We start from the raw sequence: 21,189 nt of genomic DNA, 5'->3' as shown, positions 1-21,189 counted from the left end.
TGTTAGTGGCCAATTGGCACCTTTTGGGTTGTGAATTAATTTAATTGTGGGTTGAAGAGGACGAAATTAGTGATTAATACCAGCAAATAAGTCGTCGTTAGGATGATTTTGCCAGACCGGATAAAGAAGATGATCTAATTCTTGGCAATTAAGACATTGCGGTAAGCCAGCATGGCCAAGACAGCTTGTTAGGGCTTTTTTGATTTTTTTGGCCTGAGAATTTGCCGTTTGTATTTGCTCGACAACAGCCATTGGCAAAGGAGAAGCAGGATCATTCTCGGGGGAGGTGAAAATTTTATTAATCCCGCGGAGATTGTTTACAAAACCTTTAAAGGGTTTTAAATCTACGGTCTCGAGTGGCCCCAAAGGATGCTTTTCCAAATTGAAAAGATAAGAAAGTACCTTTTCGGTTTGGTGGAGGAAATCGTACCTCTTGTCTTGGTCCGGGGTTGATCCTGGGTTAAAATCATCAAAAAGCGTGCCTAGACATTCCGGGATGGAGGGGATTCTTGATTTAGCCTCGGCAATAAAACCAAGCGAGAGTCGGTAATGTGCATTAAGAAAAAAATTAAAGTCCGATTGGCAATATTGACAAGCATTTTTGACAGAATTATTGGGCTTATCAGTACAAGATGGACGGAGAGGGCAAGATCCATTGATGGGTGAAAAACGACGGACAGAATAGATTGGGCAGGTGGGGTATACCAAAGCATGGCCCCCGTGAGGTATTTTGAGACAGTGCCATATTTTATTCTAAAGGAACTAATGGCAATAACAAGCCAGAGGTTGTGGACAAATTGTTGATAAGTTTGCGCCTTTGGCGAGTGGTGTTATAATAAAAGAGTCGGAAAACATTTGTCTTTTTGTATTTAAAATTTTAAATTAGAAAACTAAAGGAGTGGTATGGTACGACACCGCCGGCCTGGTCGCCCGAAAAAATATTCCTTGCAACGCACTAAAGATAAATTAGGCTTAAGTCCCGAAATTAATAAAGAAATTATCGCGATTGTTTTTATTGTTTTTGGGATTATTTTTATTTTAAGTCTTTTTAATGGCGCTGGTGTTTTTGGTGAAGTGGTTTCAAAATCACTAAAAACCATTTTTGGCTATACGGTTTGGTTTTTACCCATCTTTTTAATCGGTTTAGGCGCAATTTTCTGGAAATCAGCCAAAGAAGAGGATCAACCCAAAGCTTCGGTCTGGATTGGTTCAATTATTTTTTTCTTGGCTTTGCCAGGCTTTATCCATCTTTTTGTCAATCGTTTTCAGTCTCTGGAAGTCGCACAAATGGGTTTGGGCGGTGGCATTTTAGGTTATGCAGTTTCAAGCTTGTTTCTAAAATTAATTGAATTTTGGGCAAGCTTATTTTTATTATTTGCTATTTTAATGATTTCGTTAATTTTGACTTTTAGTTTGTCTTTTGCCAAAATTTCCGAGTGGATTTCTCGAAACTTTACTCACGAAGACGAAACCGGCGAAAGGCAATCATTTTTCTCACGCTTTAGGAGAAAAGAGCGTACTCTAATCCCAACCCAGCCTGTACCAAAACCTGTTTCCAGTGCTAATTTAGATTTTCCTTTACCGCCCTTGGACTTACTTGATGATAAAATCAGCAAACCTTCGTCTGGGGATGTTAAAAAGAATGTGGAAATTATTTTGCGCACCTTGGATAATTTTGGCATCAAAGTTAAATCGAGTGAGGTTAATATTGGTCCCACCGTCACCCAATATGCTTTTAAACCCGATACCGGTGTTAAATTAACACAAATTACCGCCCGCGCCAATGATTTAGCTTTGTCATTAGCCGCACATCCGATTCGTATTGAAGCGCCAATTCCTGGTAAATCCGCGGTTGGCATCGAAGTTCCGAACAAAGTTCCAGCTTTGGTACGCATTAAAGAAATGTTGATTACTGAACAATCCCAAAGTATTGTTTCCCAATTGGGTTTTGTTTTAGGTCGCGACGTCGCTGGTGCACCGGTGGCAGTTGATTTAGCGAAGATGCCTCATTTGTTGATCGCCGGCTCAACCGGTTCAGGAAAATCGGTCTGTATCCACTCGATTATTGCCTCGTTGCTTTTTCGCAATTCGCCTAACGATATTCGCTTAATTTTAATTGATCCTAAACGTGTTGAATTGCCAGCCTATAACGGCATTCCTCATTTATTAACTTCAGTGATTGTTGATTTAGATAAAACTATTAATGCCTTAAAATGGGGTGTTTCGGAAATGGAACGCCGTTATAAAATATTAGCCGAAAACGGCAAAAAAGATATCGAATCATTTAATAAGGGCAATTCAGAAAAGATGCCATACCTGATAATTATCATTGACGAATTAGCAGATTTAATGGCGGCTGCTCCCAGAGATGTTGAAACTTCAATTGTCAGGTTGGCGCAAATGGCCAGAGCAGTTGGAATTCATTTGATTGTTGCCACCCAAAGGCCGTCAGTAGATGTGATTACCGGTTTAATTAAAGCCAATATCACCGCCAGAATTGCTTTTGCCACCGCTTCTCAGGTTGATTCGCGCACCATTTTAGATATGTCCGGAGCGGAAAAATTATTAGGCAATGGCGATATGCTTTATTTGGCTTCTGATGTTGGCAAACCACGTCGTATTCAAGGCATTTTTGTTTCTGATAGCGAAGTTAAAGCCGTGGTTGATTTTCTTAAAAAGCAAAATACCAATCCTCAAATTTTAGATGACGATATCACCACTTTTAAAGCTAAAATTGATAATCGGATTTCTGGCTCGCCAGACGATGAACTTTTTGAACAAGCCGTTGAGGTGGTGGTGCAGTCGAAAAAAGCTTCTGCTTCGTTACTGCAGCGCCGTTTGCGTGTTGGTTACGCCCGCGCGGCCCGGCTTTTGGATCTCTTGGAAGAAAAAGGCATCATTGGCCCAGCTTCTGGGTCTAAACCTCGAGACGTCTTGATTGATGATGGTGGCCGATACCATTTCGAGGATCATCAATAATTTGTTAAATTATTTTTTTGGGTAACTTAATTTTCTTCACGATGCTAGATTAGTAAAATATTAGTATCTACAAAGAAGGGGCAAGGAGCGAGCCGTGGTTTTTAAATTAAAAAAAATTTCTGTGTCCAGAAGGCCGATCGGAACTCGTTTAAAATTGGCGCGCCGTCGCAAAAGGTTTAGTTTGGAAGAGGTTGAAGAAATTACTAAAGTTAAAAAAAGGTATCTTGAAGATATTGAACGAAATAATTTTGATAACTTGCCTTCCGAAGTCTATACTAAAGGTTTTTTGGCAAAATATGCCGAAGCGGTTGGTTTAAACTCTAAAAAAATCGTTGACAGTTATAAATTAACTCGTGGCACAGATGAAGACAATTCCGCCGATCATTACGGCGAATTTGCGCAAAAAACCATTAAAAACTCAAAATTTTCTTTGACGCCGAAATTGGTGGTGACTTTAATTTTTGTTTTACTTTTTATTGGTCTGGCGGGTTATTTGTTTATTCAGGTGCGAGGTTTTGCGAGCGCGCCTGTTTTGGAAATTACCAAACCCGAACAAGATAAATTATCAACCACCTCTTCGGGTTTAACCATTGAAGGCAAAACCGATCCTGGCGCTTCGGTTTTTATTAATGATCAACCAATCAGTTGCGATTTGTCAGGTAATTTTTCCGAAAGCGTCAGGCTTAGAGATGGCATTAATGAAATAAAAGTCTCGGCTAAAAATAAAATTAATCGCGAATCAAGCAAAATCATAAATGTTTCGGTAAAGTTGCCAGTCATTGCTAAAAATGGTAGTGTCAAAGGAGCCATTTCTGGTTTAAAACTGGTTGTTAAAATTGGCCCTAACCCTTCGTGGTTAAGCGTTGATGTTGATGGCAAGCGGGTTTTTCAAGGCATTATGTTGAAAGAAACCAGCCAAGAGTTTCTCGCCGAAAAAGATATCACCGTTTCCATCGGCAACGCCGGTAGCGCCCATTTGTATTTAAATAATAAGGATTTAGGAGTTCAGGGCAAAGAAGGTGAAGTTAGACGTGACCTCAATTTTAATCTTGGTATGGTACAATAATAAATAATATAGGAAAAGATTTGAATATTTAAATTATTAATATCAAAAAGAGGGGTAGAGGGAGTAAAATGTTAACCAAGAAATCAAACAAAGCTGAAACATCAAGTTCTCGACAAGTCTCCGAACAAAAACAGAAAGCCGTTGATCTGGCTTTGGAGCAAATCGAGCGGCAGTTTGGCAAAGGCGCGATTATGAAATTTGCCGAAAGAGGCCATGTGCCGGTGGAAGTTATTTCGACTGGGTCTTTATCTTTGGATATGGCATTGGGGGTCGGCGGCGTGCCAAGAGGCAGAATTATTGAAATTTTCGGCCCAGAATCATCTGGAAAAACCACCTTGGGTTTGCATATTATTGCCGAGGCGCAAAAAACTGGAGGGCTTGCGGCATTTATTGATGCCGAGCATGCTTTTGATCCGGATTATGCCAAAAATATTGGCGTGGATTTAGACGAATTGTTAATTTCTCAGCCAGATACCGGCGAACAAGCTTTAGAAATTGCCGAAACTTTAGTGCGTTCAAATGCGGTTGATGTGATTGTGGTAGATTCGGTGGCAGCCTTGGTGCCAAAAGCAGAAATTGAGGGTTTAATGGGAGAAGCGCAAATTGGTTTACAAGCCCGATTAATGTCTCAGGCCTTACGCAAATTAGCTGGCGCCGTCTCTAAATCAAAAACCACCGTCACTTTCATCAATCAGTTAAGAATGAAAATTGGGGTGATGTTTGGTAATCCCGAAACTACCCCGGGCGGTGTAGCTTTGAAATTTTATTCAACAGTCAGAATGGATATTCGTCGCATCGCGCAAATTAAGGAACGCGAAAACATTATTGGTAACCGCACCCGTGTCAAAGTAGTTAAAAATAAAGTTGCCCCACCATTTCGCAGCACCGAATTTGATATAATTTACGGCCAAGGCATTTCCAGCGAAGGTGATTTGTTGGATTTAGGCATTACCGCTGGAATTTTAACCAAATCTGGTTCTTGGTTCCTTTCGGGTGATGAAAAAATTGGCCAAGGACGGGAAGCGGCCAAAAAATATTTGCGGCAAAACCCCAAAATTGCCAGCGATATTAAAGATAAAATCCTCAAACAATTCCAAGAAGATAAAGACCAAAAAGAAAATGAAGCCAAAAACCCCGCTTGATACCGCTTTGCATTTTTTAAAATATCGCGCCCGGAGCGAATTTGAAGTTGACCAGAAATTAAGGCTGAAAGGTTTTTCTGAACCTGAGCGGCGAGTAACCCTTAAAAAACTAAAATCCGCAGGCTTGTTAAATGATTTGGATTTTGCCAAAATGTGGCTTGAAAATCGAAACGAGTTGCATCCCGAAGGCTCAAAATTGCTCTTTTTAGAAATGAAAAGGCTCGGCATTAGCGAAGACATCATTAAAAAAGTTTTAGATGAAGACAATATTTCAGAAATCAAAAAAGCCAAACTTTTAATTCAGCAAAAAAGCAAAATTATGCACAATCTTTCCGAGTCTGAATCTCGCCAAAAAATGATAGCTTTTTTGGCTCGGCGCGGCTTTAGTTGGGAGACGATTAGCCAAGTTTTAAAAATTAATTAAAATTTGCACAAAATTATGGTTCTGTTATGATAATATTAAATAATCGAATTTCGTTTGAGCATTTGGCTCAAGCGACTATTTAACGAGGAGGGACAATGGCAGACGAACCAGTAAAATCAGGCGGAAGTGATGTTGAAGAGAATAAGGCGATGGCAGCAATCGGCTATCTGGGAATTTTATTTTTAATTCCCCTTTTAGCCAAAAAAGATTCACCTTTTGCTCAGTACCATGCCAAACAAGGCTTAGTCTTGTTTGTTTTTGGCATCATTATTAGCTTTATTGCCGCTATTCCTGTTGTGGGATGGATGGTTAGTGGCGTCGGTTGGATTCTGGTTTTGATTTTATTCATTATGGGCCTAATGAACGCTTTGGGTGGCAAAACGCAACCTTTGCCAGTCATTGGCAAATACGGTGAAAATATCAAAATATAACCGTATAAAATTTTAGAAAAGCGGATCCCGGCCCAGCAGTCGGGGTCCTAATTTCTAATATTTAGAAGGTAAACAGTTAGCAGATAACGAATAACAATTAACAATAAAGTTTTAATAGTTGTTAATTAATAAGCCCGCCTAAGTTTAGTGTTCGCCTTTTGGGAACTATCCGTTCACGGCTCACGCTGCACTTTAGCGGCGGGCTGCACAACAATTATATTAAATTATGGAGTGCAGGAGGGGTTTTGAAGAATATTTTAGCATTCTCGGAAATTTCCAAAAACGATATTCCCAAAGTTGGCGGCAAGGGTGCTAACCTCGGCGAGCTTAAAAAAGCTGGCGTGGCGGTTCCAAATGGTTTTTGTGTGACTTCCGGGGCTTATTTTAATTTTATCCGTAAAAATGGCATTGATAAATTAATTCGCGAGCTCTTATCTAAAATTGATTATGAAAGCACCACTCAATTAGGTGTTGCTTCGCGACGGATTAAAAAAAGCATTATGTCCTCTAAAATTGATCCAGATTTAGTAAAAGAAATTATTAAATTTTATCATCAGCTCAATGCCGATTTTGTGGCGGTTCGAAGTTCTGCCACGGCCGAGGATTTGCCAACCGCCTCATTTGCGGGTCAACAAATCACCTTTTTAAATATCAATGGGGAAAAAGAATTAGCTTTAGCCGTCCAAAAATGTTGGTCATCATTATTTGAGCCACGCGCCATTTATTATCGCGGGATGAATAAATTTGATCATTTGAAAGTTGGTTTGTCGGCCGTCGTCCAAAAAATGATTCAATCAGATGCATCAGGAGTGATGTTTACTTTAGATCCTGCCACCAATGATCGGGCCAAAATTGCCATTGAAGCCGGTTTCGGTTTGGGCGAGGCGATTGTTTCCGGATCAATTATCCCCGACAAATATTTAATCTACAAAGAAGGTTTTCGAATTTTAGATAAAAAAATCGCCCGACAAACCTGGGCGATTAAAAAAGTTGGCGATCGCGACAAGAGAGTTCCAGTGGCACGTGCCGATCGAGAAGCGCAAAAGATTTCAGACCAGACGATTGAAAAATTAGCCAAAATAGCAATAAAGATTGAAAAACATTATAAATATCCTCAAGATATTGAATGGTCTTCATGCGATGGTCGGCTTTATATCGTCCAAAGCCGCCCTGTCACGACCGCGGAAAAAATTCTCGTTGAGAGAGAGATTGTTCGAGCCCAAAACCACCGCATTTTGCTCAAAGGCACCGCGGCTTCAATCGGGGCTGCCTCGGGATCGGTGAGAATTTTAAGAAGTCCTCAGCAAATTGGGCAGATTAAAAAAGGCGATATTTTAGTTGCTAAAATGACTGATCCATCATATGTGCCGGCGATGAAAAAAGCCAAAGCCGTGGTGACTGATCAGGGTGGGCAAACTTCCCATGCCGCCATTGTCAGCCGCGAATTAGCCATCCCTTGTGTAGTAGGGACTAATTTTGCCACCAAAAAATTAAAACCCCGCCAAAAAATTACCGTTGATGGCGATAAAGGTTTAGTTTATGAAGGGGATGCTTTAGTCAAGTGCAAGGAAAAAGCCCGGGCTAAATCTGATATTAAAACTAAAACTCGAATTTATGTTAATTTGGGAGAGCCGGAATTAGCCTCACAAATTGCTCAAAAATCAGTTGATGGGGTGGGTTTGTTGCGGGCAGAATTTATTATCGCTAACAAAGGCGAGCACCCGCGTCGCATGTTAGAACAAGGCCGAGGTGATGAGTTTGTCGAAATTTTAAGTACGGGAATTTCGCAAATTGCGGCCGCTTTTTACCCGCGACCGGTAGTTTATAGGGCCACTGATTTTAAAACTAATGAATATGCAAACTTAAGAGGCGGTAAAGAGTTTGAGCCATTTGAAGCCAATCCCATGATTGGTTATCGAGGTGCTTGCCGGTATTTAGCAGAGCCAGATTTATTTAAACTCGAATTAAAAATGCTCAAAAATGTCAGGAAAAGGCTTAATAATGTTTGGCTAATGATTCCCTTTGTAAGAACCCCAACTGAATTAAAAAAGGTTTTAGCCATGGTTTCAGAGGCTGGTTTGACTAAAGCCCCGGATTTTAAAATTTGGATGATGGCAGAAATTCCTGCCAATGTTTTATTGATTGACGATTTCCTCAAACAAGGCATTGACGGCGTTTCCATCGGTTCAAATGATTTAACACAATTAGTCTTGGGTATTGATCGTGATAACGCCCATTTAGCGGCTGAGTTTGACGAGCGCGAAGACGCGGTTTTAAAGGCGATTGAACAAATTATTGCTGGTTGTAAAGCGCGCGGGGTGACAATTTCGATTTGCGGACAAGCGCCATCAGTCTATCCGGAAATTTGCGAATTTTTAGTTAAAGCCGGCATTACTTCTATTTCTGTAAATCCAGATGTCATTGAACAAACTCGTGAATTGGTCTCAAAAGTTGAAAAGAAATAGTTCTCAAAATTTGACAAATTAATTTTTTGGTATATAATATAAATCATCCTGTTGGCAGTGATGGTTTGTCATCTCCGGAAAGGGGGACTTCAGGTGATAGCTCGAAATGCAATTCAGCCTATTGTCTGGAGCGAAAACGTTTTTTCCTCAAATGGAACACATTCTCGACCGGTCGTGATGTATCTTGCTCCAGGTTGGAAAACAATTGTGAATTCTAGCCGCGAACTTGCCACTGAAGTTGAAGGCTTAATTGAGGCTAATACTCCTCGCGAGATGATGATCGCTTTAAGGAAAAGTCTTGAAAATGATCAAAACCCATGTGGGTACTGGAGCTGTCAAGACCAGATAGGAAACGTTTATGTTTTTCAGGTTTTTTCCTGCGAAACAGGCTGCATTATCTCTTATCGTTTTTACCCCATCTCTGATTCCGTTTCTGTTTCGACTATTTTACGAATGATCACCTCTACTCAGGGTGCTATTTCACCCCGAATTAACCTTTTTTCTTACTTTTTACTTTAGCCCATAGGCTGGCACAAGTTTTGGCGCTTCGCCATCCATCCCAATCGACTTGTTTCAGCCTTCTTTTTTTATCATAAATTGCGTATAATTAAGGCAGAACTGAGATCTGTCGCCTTTAGCAACCCGCCTTTGGCGGGAGATAGAGTATTGAGGTAGAGACAGAGAAGTAAATTTGGAGAGATGCAGGAGTGGTTTAACTGGCAGTCCTGGAAAGACTGTGACCCCGCAAAGGGTCCGTGGGTTCGAATCCCACTCTCTCCGCCAATTGGGAAATGTCTTTGTTGGCTCGCCCGCTACGCGGGCTCGCCAGCCGATTTTCGGTTCAAAATCAAATTTTTTGCCTTTGTTCCGCGAAGCGGAACGCCAGAAGCGGGCTTTTCGAATTTTTATTGATTAATTCATTTTATTTGGTAGTATAGCAATAAAGGTAATAATCTCATTTACTATAATGCTACCAAAACTTTATTTATATGACAAGTGGAAAAATTATCAGCGAAAACATTAAGAAACTACGAGCCAAACTTGGCTTAACGCAAGACGATTTAGCCAAGAAGGCGGATATTAAATATACAACGCTTACAAAAGTGGAAAGCGGTGCAGTTAATAAGCCAAGCGTTCAAACTATGGCGGAAATTGCCAAAGCATTGGGAGTTTCAATCGAGGATTTAATTAAATAAATTTATGTCTAATCATTGTCATCACCACAATTGCATAGAAGAATTAAAATCAGATCATCAAAATATTCTGAAACACGTCGATGATTTAGAAGCAGTTATTAATCAGCCAACAATTAATCATGCAAAAATTAAAGAATTTTTACACTTTACTGAAACATTTGCCGAACCTCATCATCAAAAAGAGGAACAAGTTTTATTCCCAGCCCTAGAAAAGAAAGGTATACCAAACGAGGGCGGGCCTATCGGCATAATGCTTGTGGAACATGTAACTAAAAGAAATTATCTTACTAAAATGAGAGAAGCTTTGCAGGAAAATGATGAAACTAAACTCAAGAAAAATACTCAAGCCATGATTTCTCTTTTGAAGGATCATATTTTTAAGGAAAACAACACTTTATATCCTTGCGCCCAGGATGTGTTCAGCAAAGAAGAGTTGGTTAATCTCGCCTCACAATGCGAAAAAATTAAAGTTAAGAAATGAAACTTGGCATTATTTTACAATCTAATAAACCAGAACACGCGTGGAACACATTTCGTCTAGGAATTACTGCACTTAAAGCGAGCCATCAAGTGGAAATATTTTTAATGAACGAGGGGTCAGAGCTTGATACTATTCCTGACACTAAAGATTTTGATATTTCTGCAAAAACCACAGAATTCAAAAATTAAAAGGCGAGGTTTATGTGTGCGGTACTTGTCTCAAAGTGCGCGGTAAAGAAGAAAGCAAAGTTTGTCCCGTTTCCGCAATGTCCGATTTACTCAAAATGGTCGAAGACTCGGACAAGGTATTAGTTTTTGGTTAATATAAAAGATTATTATGAGAACTACTACTTCTACAAATATTTCCCTCCAGCCACCATCTGAATCAACGACACCTCAGCAGCCGCATCAGTCAAATATTGATTGGAAGTATCAATTTCAGCAGTATGGTGCGGCATTTGTGGTTGCCGTAATTTCGTTTGTTGCTTTATCGGTCTATCTTTTCTATCGCCGCGGATACTACGATTTATATATTGCCAATAAAGTTTTCGCTGGAGTGGCCACAGTGCTTATCGGCATTGTTATTCTTATTGGTCCTGGAAGTCGTTTTTTTTCCTTCCCTGATCATTATGTTCAATACCGAAAAGAATTGGGAATCATGGCTTTTTTTCTGGCATTGACTCATAGTATCGTTTCATTTTTCTTTTTGCAGGACAAGTTTCCTGTGCAGAAATTTTTGAGTGCGGACTGGTGGCCGTTTATCTTCGGTCTCACGGCTACCATCATTCTTATTACAATTTTCTTTATCTCTAATAATCGGGCGATGATGGTACTCGGCAGAGAAAAATGGTGGCGGTTGCAATACTGGGGCGTGCGTCTTGCTTTTGCTTTTATTCTTCTTCACGTTTTTATTATGAAGTGGAGTGGATGGGTAAAATGGTACCAAATTGGTGGGAGTAAAGAGTTAGTGCATCCGGAATGGCCCGGCGCGGGTCTTCTGGTGGGCTGGTTTATGGTCTTGGTGGTTTTTATACGCTTAGCTGAATTCGTCGGTCCGAGATTTGGACGCGCGGCCTGTTATATAAGTGCCGTTGTGCTACCATTTATTTACATTGCAACCTTCTGGTGGGGAAGACAATTTATTGAATAAAAAGAATTTTCCGCCCCAACTTCGCCGAAGGCTTCGCTGGGCAAGCAAAGAAAAACTTAAAATCGTCCTTTTCGCTTCCGCTTCCCGCCTACCGGTTGGACAGGCAAGGCGAGGCGAGCGGAAGGCCCTCCTTCGTTAAAGCTACGGACGTGGAACGGGGGTTGGGGGGCCTCCAAAAGCGGGTAAAAATTCCGCCCGCCCTACAAATTTTGGGCAAAATCAGTTCGGATTTTTTCAAATACACACCGTTCATCCCGAGCATTGTCGAAGGACCAATTTTCATAAATTTAGAAGCAATATTAAACCTATAATATTTGTGGCGACGAAAGCGTTTATTGTCTTTAATAATAAAGTTCTGATTTTGAAAGAATCTTCTCAATATCAAGACGGCGTAAACACTGGCAAATATGATGTTGTTGGCGGCAGGGTAAAGCCGGGAGAACGATTTGATTTAAGTCTACTTCGAGAAATCAAAGAGGAAGCCGGGCTTAATGTAAAAATTGGGCGCCCCTTTTATGTTAATGAATGGCGACCAATCGTTAAAGGAAAAACTTGGCAAATTGTTGGTACCTTTTTTGAATGCTTCGCAAAATCCGATAAAGTAAAATTAAGCCAAGATCATGATGATTTTAAATGGATTAATCCGCATGATTTTAGAAAATACCCACTGATTAATAATTTAATCCCCGCTTTTAAAAGTTTTATCCGCCCAAAAAGAGTAAAAAAATAAGTTTTTGATACTAATTTCTTACCAGCTAGAAATATAAATTTATTAGTGTAATAATTTACTTTTTAGTTTTATGTTTAGCTTAAGATTAGGATTAACTTCAATAATAATAAAAATTTATTAAAAATTTTGGGGTAAAATGGTTGACAAACAACAAGTCAAAAAATGGAAAAAAATTGAAGTATTTTTAGAATTTTTAGTTTTTGGGATAATCGTTGGCATTGCCGAAGATCTGATCACCATTTCCGTCGCGACTGATGCAACTATCTCTTGGCGCGTTGTCGCCATTGTTGTATTAATTGCGATTCCCTTTGCTTTTCTTGGGGAAATCCTAGTAGACAGAATCGATTTTGTGGAAATTTTTCTTAACTCATACAAGAAAAAGAGTAAGAACCTGTAATCCTAAAATTAATTATTTACTACTTAATTTATTAATGATAAAATAATAATTAGGAAAACACTTTATCAATCTTTAAGGAGGGGGAATGAAGAGATTATTTAGATTAATGGCGCTTTTTGTGGCAATTTTTTTGTTGGCAATACCGATGGGGACCTCGGCCGGGGTTGCCGGATCAGTTTTGGATCAATCTTATGAAGAAACTGCCGGTGGTTGGGGTTTTTTGATAGACAATAACGCCAACATGATTCAGACCTTTAAGCCTACTAAAAATCGTCTGGTGAGTATTGACGTTTATTTAAAAGATCGCACTGTGGGCTCAACGCTGACCATAAAAATTTATGAAATGGATGGTATTGATGGTCCCGCGAGTGCAGTTGTTAAAACTTCCAGTGGAGTAATTACTGCTCCAGCAGGTGACACTTGGGAAACAATTGCTTTTGCTTCGCCCTATGTTACTGTTACGCCTGGGCAATATTATGGTATTAAATTGAGCATCAATGATGTCGCCACCCGTTGGTATTATAACAATGTTGACGGTTATATCGGCGGAAATTTTTTGGCAACCGGGCTTCCACATACCTATGATGCTTGTTTCCGAGTCTATGGCTATAATTATACTGCAGCCACGCCAGCCCCTGCCACCTCGACTGACACCTCTACAGATACCTCAACCGACACTGATTCGAGTTGGTTTCCGGTTGACACTTCAATTGCTTCGCCAGTCCTAACCGAGGTTCAAAAAAATGGCCAAAAAATTACGCCAACCCCTGAAAATATCACCCTTAAATTAAAAGATGAAATGACTTTAGAGGGAACCGCCCCGGCAGGTTCTCAGGTGGTTTTGATGGTTGGTACTCAAGCCTTTGAAGTTGCCCAAGAAAAAAATGGCAATTGGTGGACAAAAATTGACGCGAGGCTATTAGATGAAGGGGATTACACTCTGGTCGGCCAGGCACAAATTAATAATAAAGGTTCAGCAAAGGTTAATTTGTTGGGCATTAAAATAAGTGAAAAAACTACGACCACGGCCACCAATACTCTAAGCCAAATGAAAAATTATCTCTGGTGGTATGTCGGAATTGGTGCTTTTGTTTTGGTAGATGGCGTCATTCTTCTAATATTCTTGCGCAAACATTATGCCAAAAAAGCGCGCGAAAAAGCCAATCAAAATCCTGAAAAACCCCAAGCCACCCCAAGCCAAGACAATCAAGTCGCTCACGATCAAAATGAATAAAATTAAATCATTATTATCAATCTTAACTTTTTTAACCTCAATTCTAATACCCCAGACTCGAGTTCAAGCCTTAGCAAGCCTTGACCAGGTTTGTTCGAATGGCGTGGCTGGCAACCCCGATGTTTCATTTTTAAGTCATGAACCGGCGCAAATTTTTGTGCCCACCAAACATACCCTTGATGCAATTTCGGTTTATCTTAAAACTGAAATTGGCGGTACTTCCAGAGTTAGGGCACAGGTTTTAAACGCCACCACCTCGCCCGGACAAATTATTACTGATAAAACCCAAGAAGTCACCAGTACTGCTTCGTGGGTTATTTTTGATTTTCCAGACGTCAGCATGCCGACCGGCATGTATGCAATTATTTTGTCGGATATGGATTTAAACGGTCACACCGTTTGGTACCACGGCGAATCTGCCTGTTATGCTCGAGGTTACGCGGCGATTAATAATATTCCTGATTTGAATTTTGATTTTGGTTTTGCCGTTTATGCTTCTGATCCTGCCAATCCCCAAAATCCAGCTCCAAATACGAATTCAAATTCAAGCAATTCAACCAATCCTCAATATAATTCACAAGCCGGCACCGGTGCCGCGCCAGCAAGTCAAACTAGCTCAACAATTTTACCACCTTCAAAATTAAACGCCAAAGATGTTGAATTTGATTATGGCGGTTCTATTTTATTAACCTGGTTTCCTTCAAAATCTCAAAATATTGATGGCTATAAGCTATTTAGAAGTCAAAATTCAAACGGCCCGTTTAGCGAAATCGCTCGCACACCAGCGATGGTGGGCGGTTTTATCGATAAAAATGCCACCACCAGCATTACCTATTATTATATAGTAAGAGCCTACAAAGGATCTTTGGAATCTGCAAATTCAAATCTTGCCAGTCTCGCATCCTCAAATGATTTAGAGGCAATAATTAACGACTATAAACAAAGCCAGGGCTTATTTGGTGGTGGGATGTTACCGGGCGCAGTTTTAGCCATCGTGGTGGTCTTGGGATTAATCTTCTTTTTCGTGGTGGTAATGGTTGTAGGTTATGTGATCTTTTTTAGAAAAAAATCCACTCCAACTCCTCAGCCGGTCGCGGCAACTCCTCCGCCAACCGTGATCGAAAAAGAACCTGAATTAAAAAATAAGACTAAAAAATAGCCTTAAATTTTTCAAAATTTATTTAGAGCAAAATCGATTTACATTCCCGGGAAGATTGAACCAAAAATCGAAAACAAACCCACTGGCAAGACGCCGGTCCATGAGAGTATTTGAAAAATAATTATTAATAAAATAATAAATAAACAGCAGCCAGCGATTCCGCAACAAGCGCATTTTAAACCATTATTTGAATTTTGAGAAGTTTGTGGAGCCGATTGCTGGGCTTGGTTAGTGGGAGTCGCAGGTGCGGTTGGAGTTTGCGAAGATGGTTGGGTATTAGCGACAACTGGTGTCGCTTCTTTTTTATCTTCTGTTATTTTCCTCCTTATTTTATCTCTATAATCTAAACTTATCACATAAAAAAAGACGGAGCAACTAAATCATTAAATATTGTTCCTTTTCAAAATGCAAGAGTTATGGTATAATTAAATTAAGAAATAGAAATAAATTTTTGCCTGTTTTTCTCGAAAAGATAACGGGCAGTTTTAATATTTTAATCAAAAATCCCAAATAGAGGTAAGATATGGACGAAATTGAAGAAATTAAGCGTCGAATTGATATTGTCGACTTTATTGGCCAATATCTAACGCTTAAAAAAGCGGGCCGTAATTTCAAAGCGGTTTGTCCTTTCCACGCCGAAAAAACGCCTTCTTTTATCGTTTCTCCGGAAAAACAAATTTGGCATTGTTTTGGCTGTCAAAAAGGCGGCGATATTTTTGGTTTTCTGATGGAATACGAAAGCATCGAATTTGCCGATGCTTTAAAAATTTTGGCCGAAAAAGCCGGTGTCAAATTAACCCCCAAAAATCCGCAGCTCAAAAAAACCAAAGACGAACTTTATCAAATGAATTTAACCGCCGCCAAATTTTATCATTATCTATTAACCACCAAAGAAATTGGCCAGAAACCGCTCGAATATTTAGAAAAAGCGCGCGGTTTGACCAGAGCTACCATTGATAAATTTTTAATCGGCTTTGCTCCAGATTCCTGGGATTTAGTTTCCAGATTATTGGTTAAAAGAAATTTTGCCAAAGACCATATTTTGCAATCAGGCTTAGTCATTATCAAGCCAGACGGCGGTTTTTATGATCGATTCCGCAGTCGCCTCACTTTTCCCATCTCAGACATTGCTAAAAATGTTTTAGGCTTTTCTGGCCGAATTTTTAGCACTGGTCAGATAAAAACTGCGGGTCGAGATTTCGAACCGGCCAAATACATTAATTCGCCTGACACGCCAATTTATAACAAAAGCCGGATATTATATGGTTTGGACAAAGCCAAAAAAGAAATTTTAGCCCAAAAATTTGTCATTATTGTTGAGGGACAAATGGATGTGGTCGCTTGCCACCAAGCTGGAATCGAAAATGTGGTTGCGTCTTCCGGCACGGCTATTACCGCAGACCAATTGCAAATTCTCAAAAAATTTACCACTGATTTTGCTTATTGTTTTGACGCTGATGCCGCAGGCGAGGAAGCGACCAAAAGGGCAATTGCGACCGCTCACCAAATTGGCATCATGCCCAAGATTATTGTTACCCCCGAAGCTAAAGATCCGGCGGAAATTCTCCAAAAAGAACCTGAATTATTTAAAAAAGCGATCACCCAAGCCAAAGATGCGGTTGATTTTTATTTAGATTTGGCAAAGCAAAAATATCAAAGCAAAAATATGACCAGCCAAGAAAAGCAGGTCGTGGCAACTGAGTTATTGGGGATTATCAAAAAGATTTCTGAGCCAGTTTTGGTAGGAGATTATTTAAAAAAATTGAGCCGTTTTTTGGATACAGATGAAAAATTTCTTTATGAGGCTTACCAGAAAATGCCGCGAAATTTTTCGCCAAGCCCAAATCCTCGTGCCCAAAATCAAAATCAGGCAATTTCTACCCCCCAAGCTATTCATGAACCAATCGAAGAAATTGTCATCGGTGCCGCCTTAAAATTTCCCGAAATCGCCAAACCAATCTTATCTAAATTAAATCTGGCTAATTTTTCATCACCGGAAAATCAAAAAATTGCGAAAGCGATTATAAAGTCATATACTGAAAATAATAAAGTTGATGAAAAACTGCTTAAAAAAGAATTAACCGAGGCAGAACTGAAAACTGCGAATAGTTATTTTCTTGAAGCTGAAAATGAATTTGGCCAATTATCCGAGAAGGGCTTAAAAGATGAAATCGTGATTGCTTGTCAAAGACTTAAAGCCAAGCGTTTAGATAAAATCAAAAATGATTTTCAGAAAAAAATCGCTGAAGCGGAAAAAACTGGCAATCGCAGCCAAATTAAAGAATTAATTTTACAGTTACAGAAACAAATAGGAGGCAATCATGACCAAGCAAAATAAACCAGATAAAGACTTTAAAAAATCTGAATATAAATTTCCAGATCAGGTCTGGGACTTGATGAAAAAAGGCGAAGATCATGGCTTCGTCACTTATCAGGAAATTATGCAGGCGGTTCCGGAAATTGAAGATAACTTGGCCTTAGTCGACGAAATTGCCAAAGCCTTAAATGAAAAAGGCATTGATATTACTGATTCAGACCGGGTGACCGGCATTGAAACTAAAGAAAAACGGGAATTAAGCGAGCTTGAAACCGAAAACCAGCTTGCCGAAACATCCGAAGATTCAGTCCGGATGTATTTAAAAGAAATTGGCCGAATTCCCTTATTAAACAGGCAGCAAGAAGTCGATTTTGCCAAAAGAATCGAATTGGGCGATGAAGTGGCTAAAAGTCAATTAGCCAAAGCCAATTTAAGATTGGTAGTTTCGGTGGCGAAAAAATATACTGGCCGCGGTTTGTCACTATTAGATTTAATTCAGGAAGGTAATTTAGGCTTGATGAAGGCGGTTATTAAATTTGATTATAAAAAAGGTTATAAATTTTCAACTTATGCGACTTGGTGGATTCGACAAGCGGTCACCCGCGCGATTGCTGACCAAGCGCGCACCATTCGAATTCCGGTGCACATGATCGAAACTATTAACAAATTAATCCGTACTCAACGCCAGCTGGTTCAAGATTTAGGCCGCGAACCCTTGCCTGAAGAAATTGCCGCAGAAATGGGCATTTCTCCAGAAAAAGTCGAGCATATTATTAAAATTTCCCAAGAAACAGTGTCCTTGGAAGCGCCAGTTGGTGAAGAAGAAGACAGCCGTTTGGGCGATTTTATCGAAGACAAAGAATCATTATCACCAGCAGAAGTCACCACCAACCAATTGCTCAAAGAACACATCACTGAAGTGTTAGAATTTTTATCACCTCGCGAACAAAAAATTCTCAAAATGCGCTTTGGGTTAGAAGATGGCCGGACTCATACCTTAGAGGAAGTCGGTAAAGAATTTGGCGTCACTCGCGAGCGAATTCGACAAATTGAAGCTAAAGCATTGCAAAAACTCAAAATCCACGATGATGCTAAAAAACTCAAAGATTATTTAAAATAAAATTATTCTTGACAAATTTTTCAAAAATTATAAAATATAATTGAGTTGATATATTAAAATTTCAAAAGGGGGAATTTGAAAACTTCAATTAGAATATTAATTGTTGTTTTGATTTTATTTTTCTCCGTCTCACTTATTAATGCGGCGCCCAATGCCAATGCTTCTAACTCTTCTTCTCAAGTCAGCCAACAACGCAACACCAATAGTCTTACCGGAGCCAATTTGAAAGCTTGCCAAAATAAAGAAAAATCTCTTCAAAAAAGATCCGATCAATTAGTTAAAACGACCGAAAACATGATTGAAAACTTTGACAAAATCGCCGATCACGTCAAGGGATATTATACCGATACGGTTATACCAGCCGGAAAAACTGTAGCCAATTATGATGATTTGTTAGCCGCAATTGCGGAAAAGAAATTAGCCGCCAAAGAAGATTTAGCGCAAGCCGAAGTTGGCATTGATGATCTTAATTGTGAAAGTAATAGCCCTAAAGATCTCTTAACTCAATTTCGCACTGATATGTTGGTCGTCAAAAAAGATCTTCAGGAATATCGGGCGGCAATCAATGATTTAATTGTAGCGGTGCGTTCCTCGACTGGTACCGAGAATTCTTCAAATAATCAAGATAATGAATAAAAGGAGAAAATATGAGTCAAGATACATCACAATCTCAAACAAAATTTCCTAAATGGACTTGGGCGGTTTTTTTAATCATAGTCCTGGCTGTTGCCGGCTCTCTTTATTACTATATTACGAAAACCTCAAAGCAAATATCACAAACCAGCTATCTTGCAATTCCTGCAACAACGAATTCAACCAGTTCTACATCTGCACAGGCAACGATTAAAAATAACACTGATTTAGACAAAGCTCAAAATGATCTAAATAGTATTGATTTAAACAGCATTAATTCTGCTCTCAATCAAAACGACACCGACGCCTCAGGATTTTAAAATCGTTTGAAATAAAATACCCTGCAGATTTTCCTGTCAAAACGCAAGGAATGCGGGGTTATCGCCGTCGAGGCGATAAAAAAGAGCCGTGGGGAAGGTGAGTGGAGTTGTGCCTGTTCACGGCTTTTGAATTTGAAATAGATGACGATTATTATCGGTGATTTCAATTAGTTGGTCACCTATCAGAAAATGGGTATCTTCAGGACAATCGGATATATATTGTAGAGAGTGATGATTCGCGCATTGCAGTGAGCAAAATCTCGCCATTTTTCCTGTTTTTTTACCATTTATCTGGTGGTACACAATATAAGTTACCATTCGCCACAATAATCTTCCGCAAATGCAATTACCCACACCAGGGTGATATCTCCACTCCGCTTCAACAATTTTACCTTTAGTAATGATCGTTTCTTGTTCTGCTATTGGTTATCTTCTCCAATCGCATTCGGCATTCTCGTGGTTGTTTGAACGCGAATTCTGGCAAGTCTTTCGGCTCGCCTGAGATGATTGGTAATTGTTTGAGAATCAATATCACGCCATTCGGGATCAATAAGTGGTTTTTCGGGAAGCGAAATTCGCCCAGCCGCGATATCGTCCATTCGTTGCATATTTCCTTCGCACCCAGTGGCATTATCCTCGCCTCCTCTAAGTTTAGTTTTACTCATCCATAGTTCTTTGTGTAATTTGATTAGTGAGCTGTTGTTCTTTTATGATCGTGTTGGTAATCAGTCGGTCAAGCTCATCGAAAAAGATTTTAAAGTGCCATAAGGCTTCAATCACCGCAGTGCGGCTTTTCAGATCCTTTTTAATTACCATTGGCCTGTCAATAGTTTCACATTGTTCATAATTATGGTCGAAATGTTCGGGAGTAGTAATGAACGCTTTGATGGCGGCGGCAAATTTGCGTTTTTGGTTCTTTTGTTTCTCAACATCAATATATTCCAGAATAATTCCTTCGCTCGCCATTTTACCAAAAGCAAGTTCGGAATGTCCACAAACCCAAGCTGAAATCCCATCTTGATCGAGTGAGATTTGGCAGAAGGTTACTTTAGGTTGACCATCTTCTTCGCGAATTGACATTGATAATTCATATTTCGCACCATATGTCATGAGCATCTCGTCTCGTTTTTGGGCGAGCAAATTCAACAAGCTATAAGCCAGATTATGCAGTTTTTCAGATGGAGCGAGCGTTTCATCATATGCTGCAGGTTTCAGTACTATGGGCTTAAAAATATCTATATCCAGCAGAGACAATACATCCAATGCATCTGTATTAATGAAGTATCTTTGAGTATTGCCCTTGGTTGCTTTGGCCGGGACTTGCTTTTTGGCTGAAGCTGGCTTTCGAGCTGGCATCCGGTTCGGCCTCCTTGTCGGATCAGATTTAAAAAATGTCAAGGAACTACCAGCCCTCCTTGAATATTTTTATTATATCCTATTTTTCACAAAATAAAAACCTCATCAAAAGATGAGAAATGAGATAGGTGGCGGATTCTCACATCGCTTTGCTCTCCATGGGGCTTCCGCCCTCTTGTCTTCCTCGCTTTACTCGTCAGGTCACCCCAAACGGGAAAACAATTGTTTTCCCAACCCCTTTCCAGTTCGAATCCAGACCTATCAGAATTCAACAAAAAAGATACTTTTTTATGAGTATCTTTTTTGTTGGCTCCCCACCCTAGTCTAGAACCTTCTTGCTTTTCCGTAGCTTTTCGTCCTTCGCTAAAGGCTATGGACGATCCACCGAAACTTTAGTGTAGGTGGAAACATAGGAGGGTTACTTTATTCTTTAGTCTTTTACCTAATTATTAAATAGGGATTGATTATATTACATCATTTTTGAGGTTTTGAAGCAAAAACCTGTCTCGCCGAAGGCTCGCCAAGGCGGATGAGACAAATGAGACACCATAAAAAGGGATTGATGAGTGTCTCATTTAAATTTCAAAAAA

Annotated in this window: 23 protein-coding genes and 1 tRNA gene; 20 read left to right on the top strand and 4 right to left on the bottom strand. The window is 39.7% G+C overall.

Going from position 1 to position 21,189, the window contains the following annotated elements; translation table 11 throughout:
- Nucleotides 1-66: 66 nt before the first annotated feature.
- Nucleotides 67-708 carry a hypothetical protein gene (locus tag VJJ80_01905; protein ID HLC38859.1) on the bottom strand — a complete coding sequence of 214 codons (642 nt, stop codon included), beginning with the start codon at nt 706-708 and terminating at the stop codon, nt 67-69.
- A 195-nt stretch (nt 709-903) separates the two neighbouring features.
- Between VJJ80_01905 and VJJ80_01900 the strand changes: the two genes are divergently transcribed.
- From VJJ80_01900 to VJJ80_01825, 16 genes are all read left to right on the top strand, one after another.
- Complete coding sequence (locus VJJ80_01900) at nt 904-2,979, top strand: DNA translocase FtsK (protein HLC38858.1); 2,076 nt, start codon at nt 904-906, stop codon at nt 2,977-2,979.
- 94 nt (nt 2,980-3,073) lie between these two features.
- Nucleotides 3,074-4,045: a RodZ domain-containing protein gene (locus tag VJJ80_01895; GenBank protein ID HLC38857.1), complete on the top strand. Its 972-nt coding sequence runs from the start codon at nt 3,074-3,076 to the stop codon at nt 4,043-4,045.
- Between the two features lie 68 nt (nt 4,046-4,113).
- Nucleotides 4,114-5,187 (top strand): recombinase RecA, encoded by a 1,074-nt coding sequence (recA, locus tag VJJ80_01890; protein ID HLC38856.1) that lies wholly within the window; start codon nt 4,114-4,116, stop codon nt 5,185-5,187.
- Nucleotides 5,165-5,611, top strand: coding sequence for a regulatory protein RecX (locus VJJ80_01885; protein HLC38855.1), 447 nt, complete (start codon nt 5,165-5,167; stop codon nt 5,609-5,611). The genes recA and VJJ80_01885 overlap by 23 nt, the downstream gene beginning before the upstream one ends.
- Before the next feature lie 95 nt (nt 5,612-5,706).
- A complete protein-coding gene (locus VJJ80_01880; protein ID HLC38854.1) occupies nt 5,707-6,042 on the top strand; it encodes a DUF4870 domain-containing protein in 336 nt (111 codons plus the stop codon).
- A gap of 245 nt (nt 6,043-6,287) precedes the next feature.
- Complete coding sequence (ppsA, locus tag VJJ80_01875; protein HLC38853.1) at nt 6,288-8,507, top strand: phosphoenolpyruvate synthase; 2,220 nt, start codon at nt 6,288-6,290, stop codon at nt 8,505-8,507.
- A 93-nt stretch (nt 8,508-8,600) separates the two neighbouring features.
- Nucleotides 8,601-9,026 (top strand): hypothetical protein, encoded by a 426-nt coding sequence (locus VJJ80_01870; protein HLC38852.1) that lies wholly within the window; start codon nt 8,601-8,603, stop codon nt 9,024-9,026.
- A 174-nt stretch (nt 9,027-9,200) separates the two neighbouring features.
- A tRNA-Ser gene (locus VJJ80_01865) sits at nt 9,201-9,290 on the top strand.
- A gap of 206 nt (nt 9,291-9,496) precedes the next feature.
- Complete coding sequence (locus VJJ80_01860) at nt 9,497-9,703, top strand: helix-turn-helix transcriptional regulator (GenBank protein ID HLC38851.1); 207 nt, start codon at nt 9,497-9,499, stop codon at nt 9,701-9,703.
- 4 nt (nt 9,704-9,707) lie between these two features.
- Nucleotides 9,708-10,184 carry a hemerythrin domain-containing protein gene (locus VJJ80_01855; protein HLC38850.1) on the top strand — a complete coding sequence of 159 codons (477 nt, stop codon included), beginning with the start codon at nt 9,708-9,710 and terminating at the stop codon, nt 10,182-10,184.
- Complete coding sequence (locus tag VJJ80_01850) at nt 10,181-10,372, top strand: hypothetical protein (protein ID HLC38849.1); 192 nt, start codon at nt 10,181-10,183, stop codon at nt 10,370-10,372. Before VJJ80_01855 ends, VJJ80_01850 begins: the two co-directional genes overlap by 4 nt.
- Nucleotides 10,373-10,520: 148 nt before the next feature.
- A complete protein-coding gene (locus tag VJJ80_01845; protein ID HLC38848.1) occupies nt 10,521-11,333 on the top strand; it encodes a ferric reductase-like transmembrane domain-containing protein in 813 nt (270 codons plus the stop codon).
- Nucleotides 11,334-11,649: 316 nt separating this feature from the next.
- Nucleotides 11,650-12,063, top strand: coding sequence for an NUDIX domain-containing protein (locus VJJ80_01840; GenBank protein ID HLC38847.1), 414 nt, complete (start codon nt 11,650-11,652; stop codon nt 12,061-12,063).
- A 136-nt stretch (nt 12,064-12,199) separates the two neighbouring features.
- On the top strand, nt 12,200-12,460 hold the full coding sequence (locus tag VJJ80_01835; protein HLC38846.1) for a hypothetical protein: 261 nt from the start codon (nt 12,200-12,202) through the stop codon (nt 12,458-12,460).
- A gap of 85 nt (nt 12,461-12,545) precedes the next feature.
- Nucleotides 12,546-13,694 (top strand): hypothetical protein, encoded by a 1,149-nt coding sequence (locus VJJ80_01830; protein HLC38845.1) that lies wholly within the window; start codon nt 12,546-12,548, stop codon nt 13,692-13,694.
- Nucleotides 13,687-14,853: a fibronectin type III domain-containing protein gene (locus VJJ80_01825; protein HLC38844.1), complete on the top strand. Its 1,167-nt coding sequence runs from the start codon at nt 13,687-13,689 to the stop codon at nt 14,851-14,853. Before VJJ80_01830 ends, VJJ80_01825 begins: the two co-directional genes overlap by 8 nt.
- A 38-nt stretch (nt 14,854-14,891) precedes the next feature.
- Here VJJ80_01825 and VJJ80_01820 read toward each other — a convergent pair whose 3' ends face one another.
- Nucleotides 14,892-15,209, bottom strand: a complete 318-nt coding sequence (locus VJJ80_01820) for a hypothetical protein (GenBank protein ID HLC38843.1) — start codon at nt 15,207-15,209, stop codon at nt 14,892-14,894.
- Between the two features lie 167 nt (nt 15,210-15,376).
- On the opposite strand from VJJ80_01820, the gene dnaG reads away from it, so the two are divergent.
- The 4 genes from dnaG (at nt 15,377) to VJJ80_01800 (ending at nt 19,243) form a co-directional block, all read left to right on the top strand.
- Entirely contained in the window at nt 15,377-17,191 is a 1,815-nt protein-coding gene (gene dnaG, locus VJJ80_01815) for a DNA primase (protein HLC38842.1), read from the top strand.
- A complete protein-coding gene (rpoD, locus tag VJJ80_01810) occupies nt 17,175-18,290 on the top strand; it encodes an RNA polymerase sigma factor RpoD (GenBank protein HLC38841.1) in 1,116 nt (371 codons plus the stop codon). The genes dnaG and rpoD overlap by 17 nt, the downstream gene beginning before the upstream one ends.
- 75 nt (nt 18,291-18,365) lie before the next feature.
- The gene (locus tag VJJ80_01805; protein ID HLC38840.1) at nt 18,366-18,926 is read left to right on the top strand and encodes a hypothetical protein; all 561 of its coding nucleotides are present in this window, start codon (nt 18,366-18,368) and stop codon (nt 18,924-18,926) included.
- An 11-nt stretch (nt 18,927-18,937) separates the two neighbouring features.
- Entirely contained in the window at nt 18,938-19,243 is a 306-nt protein-coding gene (locus tag VJJ80_01800) for a hypothetical protein (GenBank protein HLC38839.1), read from the top strand.
- Nucleotides 19,244-19,662: 419 nt separating this feature from the next.
- Here the strand turns inward: VJJ80_01800 and VJJ80_01795 are convergent, their stop codons facing one another.
- Entirely contained in the window at nt 19,663-19,908 is a 246-nt protein-coding gene (locus tag VJJ80_01795) for a hypothetical protein (GenBank protein ID HLC38838.1), read from the bottom strand.
- Entirely contained in the window at nt 19,901-20,599 is a 699-nt protein-coding gene (locus VJJ80_01790; GenBank protein ID HLC38837.1) for a hypothetical protein, read from the bottom strand. The genes VJJ80_01795 and VJJ80_01790 overlap by 8 nt, the downstream gene beginning before the upstream one ends.
- Nucleotides 20,600-21,189: the final 590 nt, after the last annotated feature.

The sequence above is a fragment of the Patescibacteria group bacterium genome, from assembly GCA_035288465.1.
Lineage (GTDB): Bacteria > Patescibacteriota > UBA1384 > DATEAH01 > DATEAH01 > DATEAH01.
The sequence above is the reverse complement of the archived record's forward strand: the minus strand, read 5'-3'. Positions and strand labels throughout refer to the sequence as shown.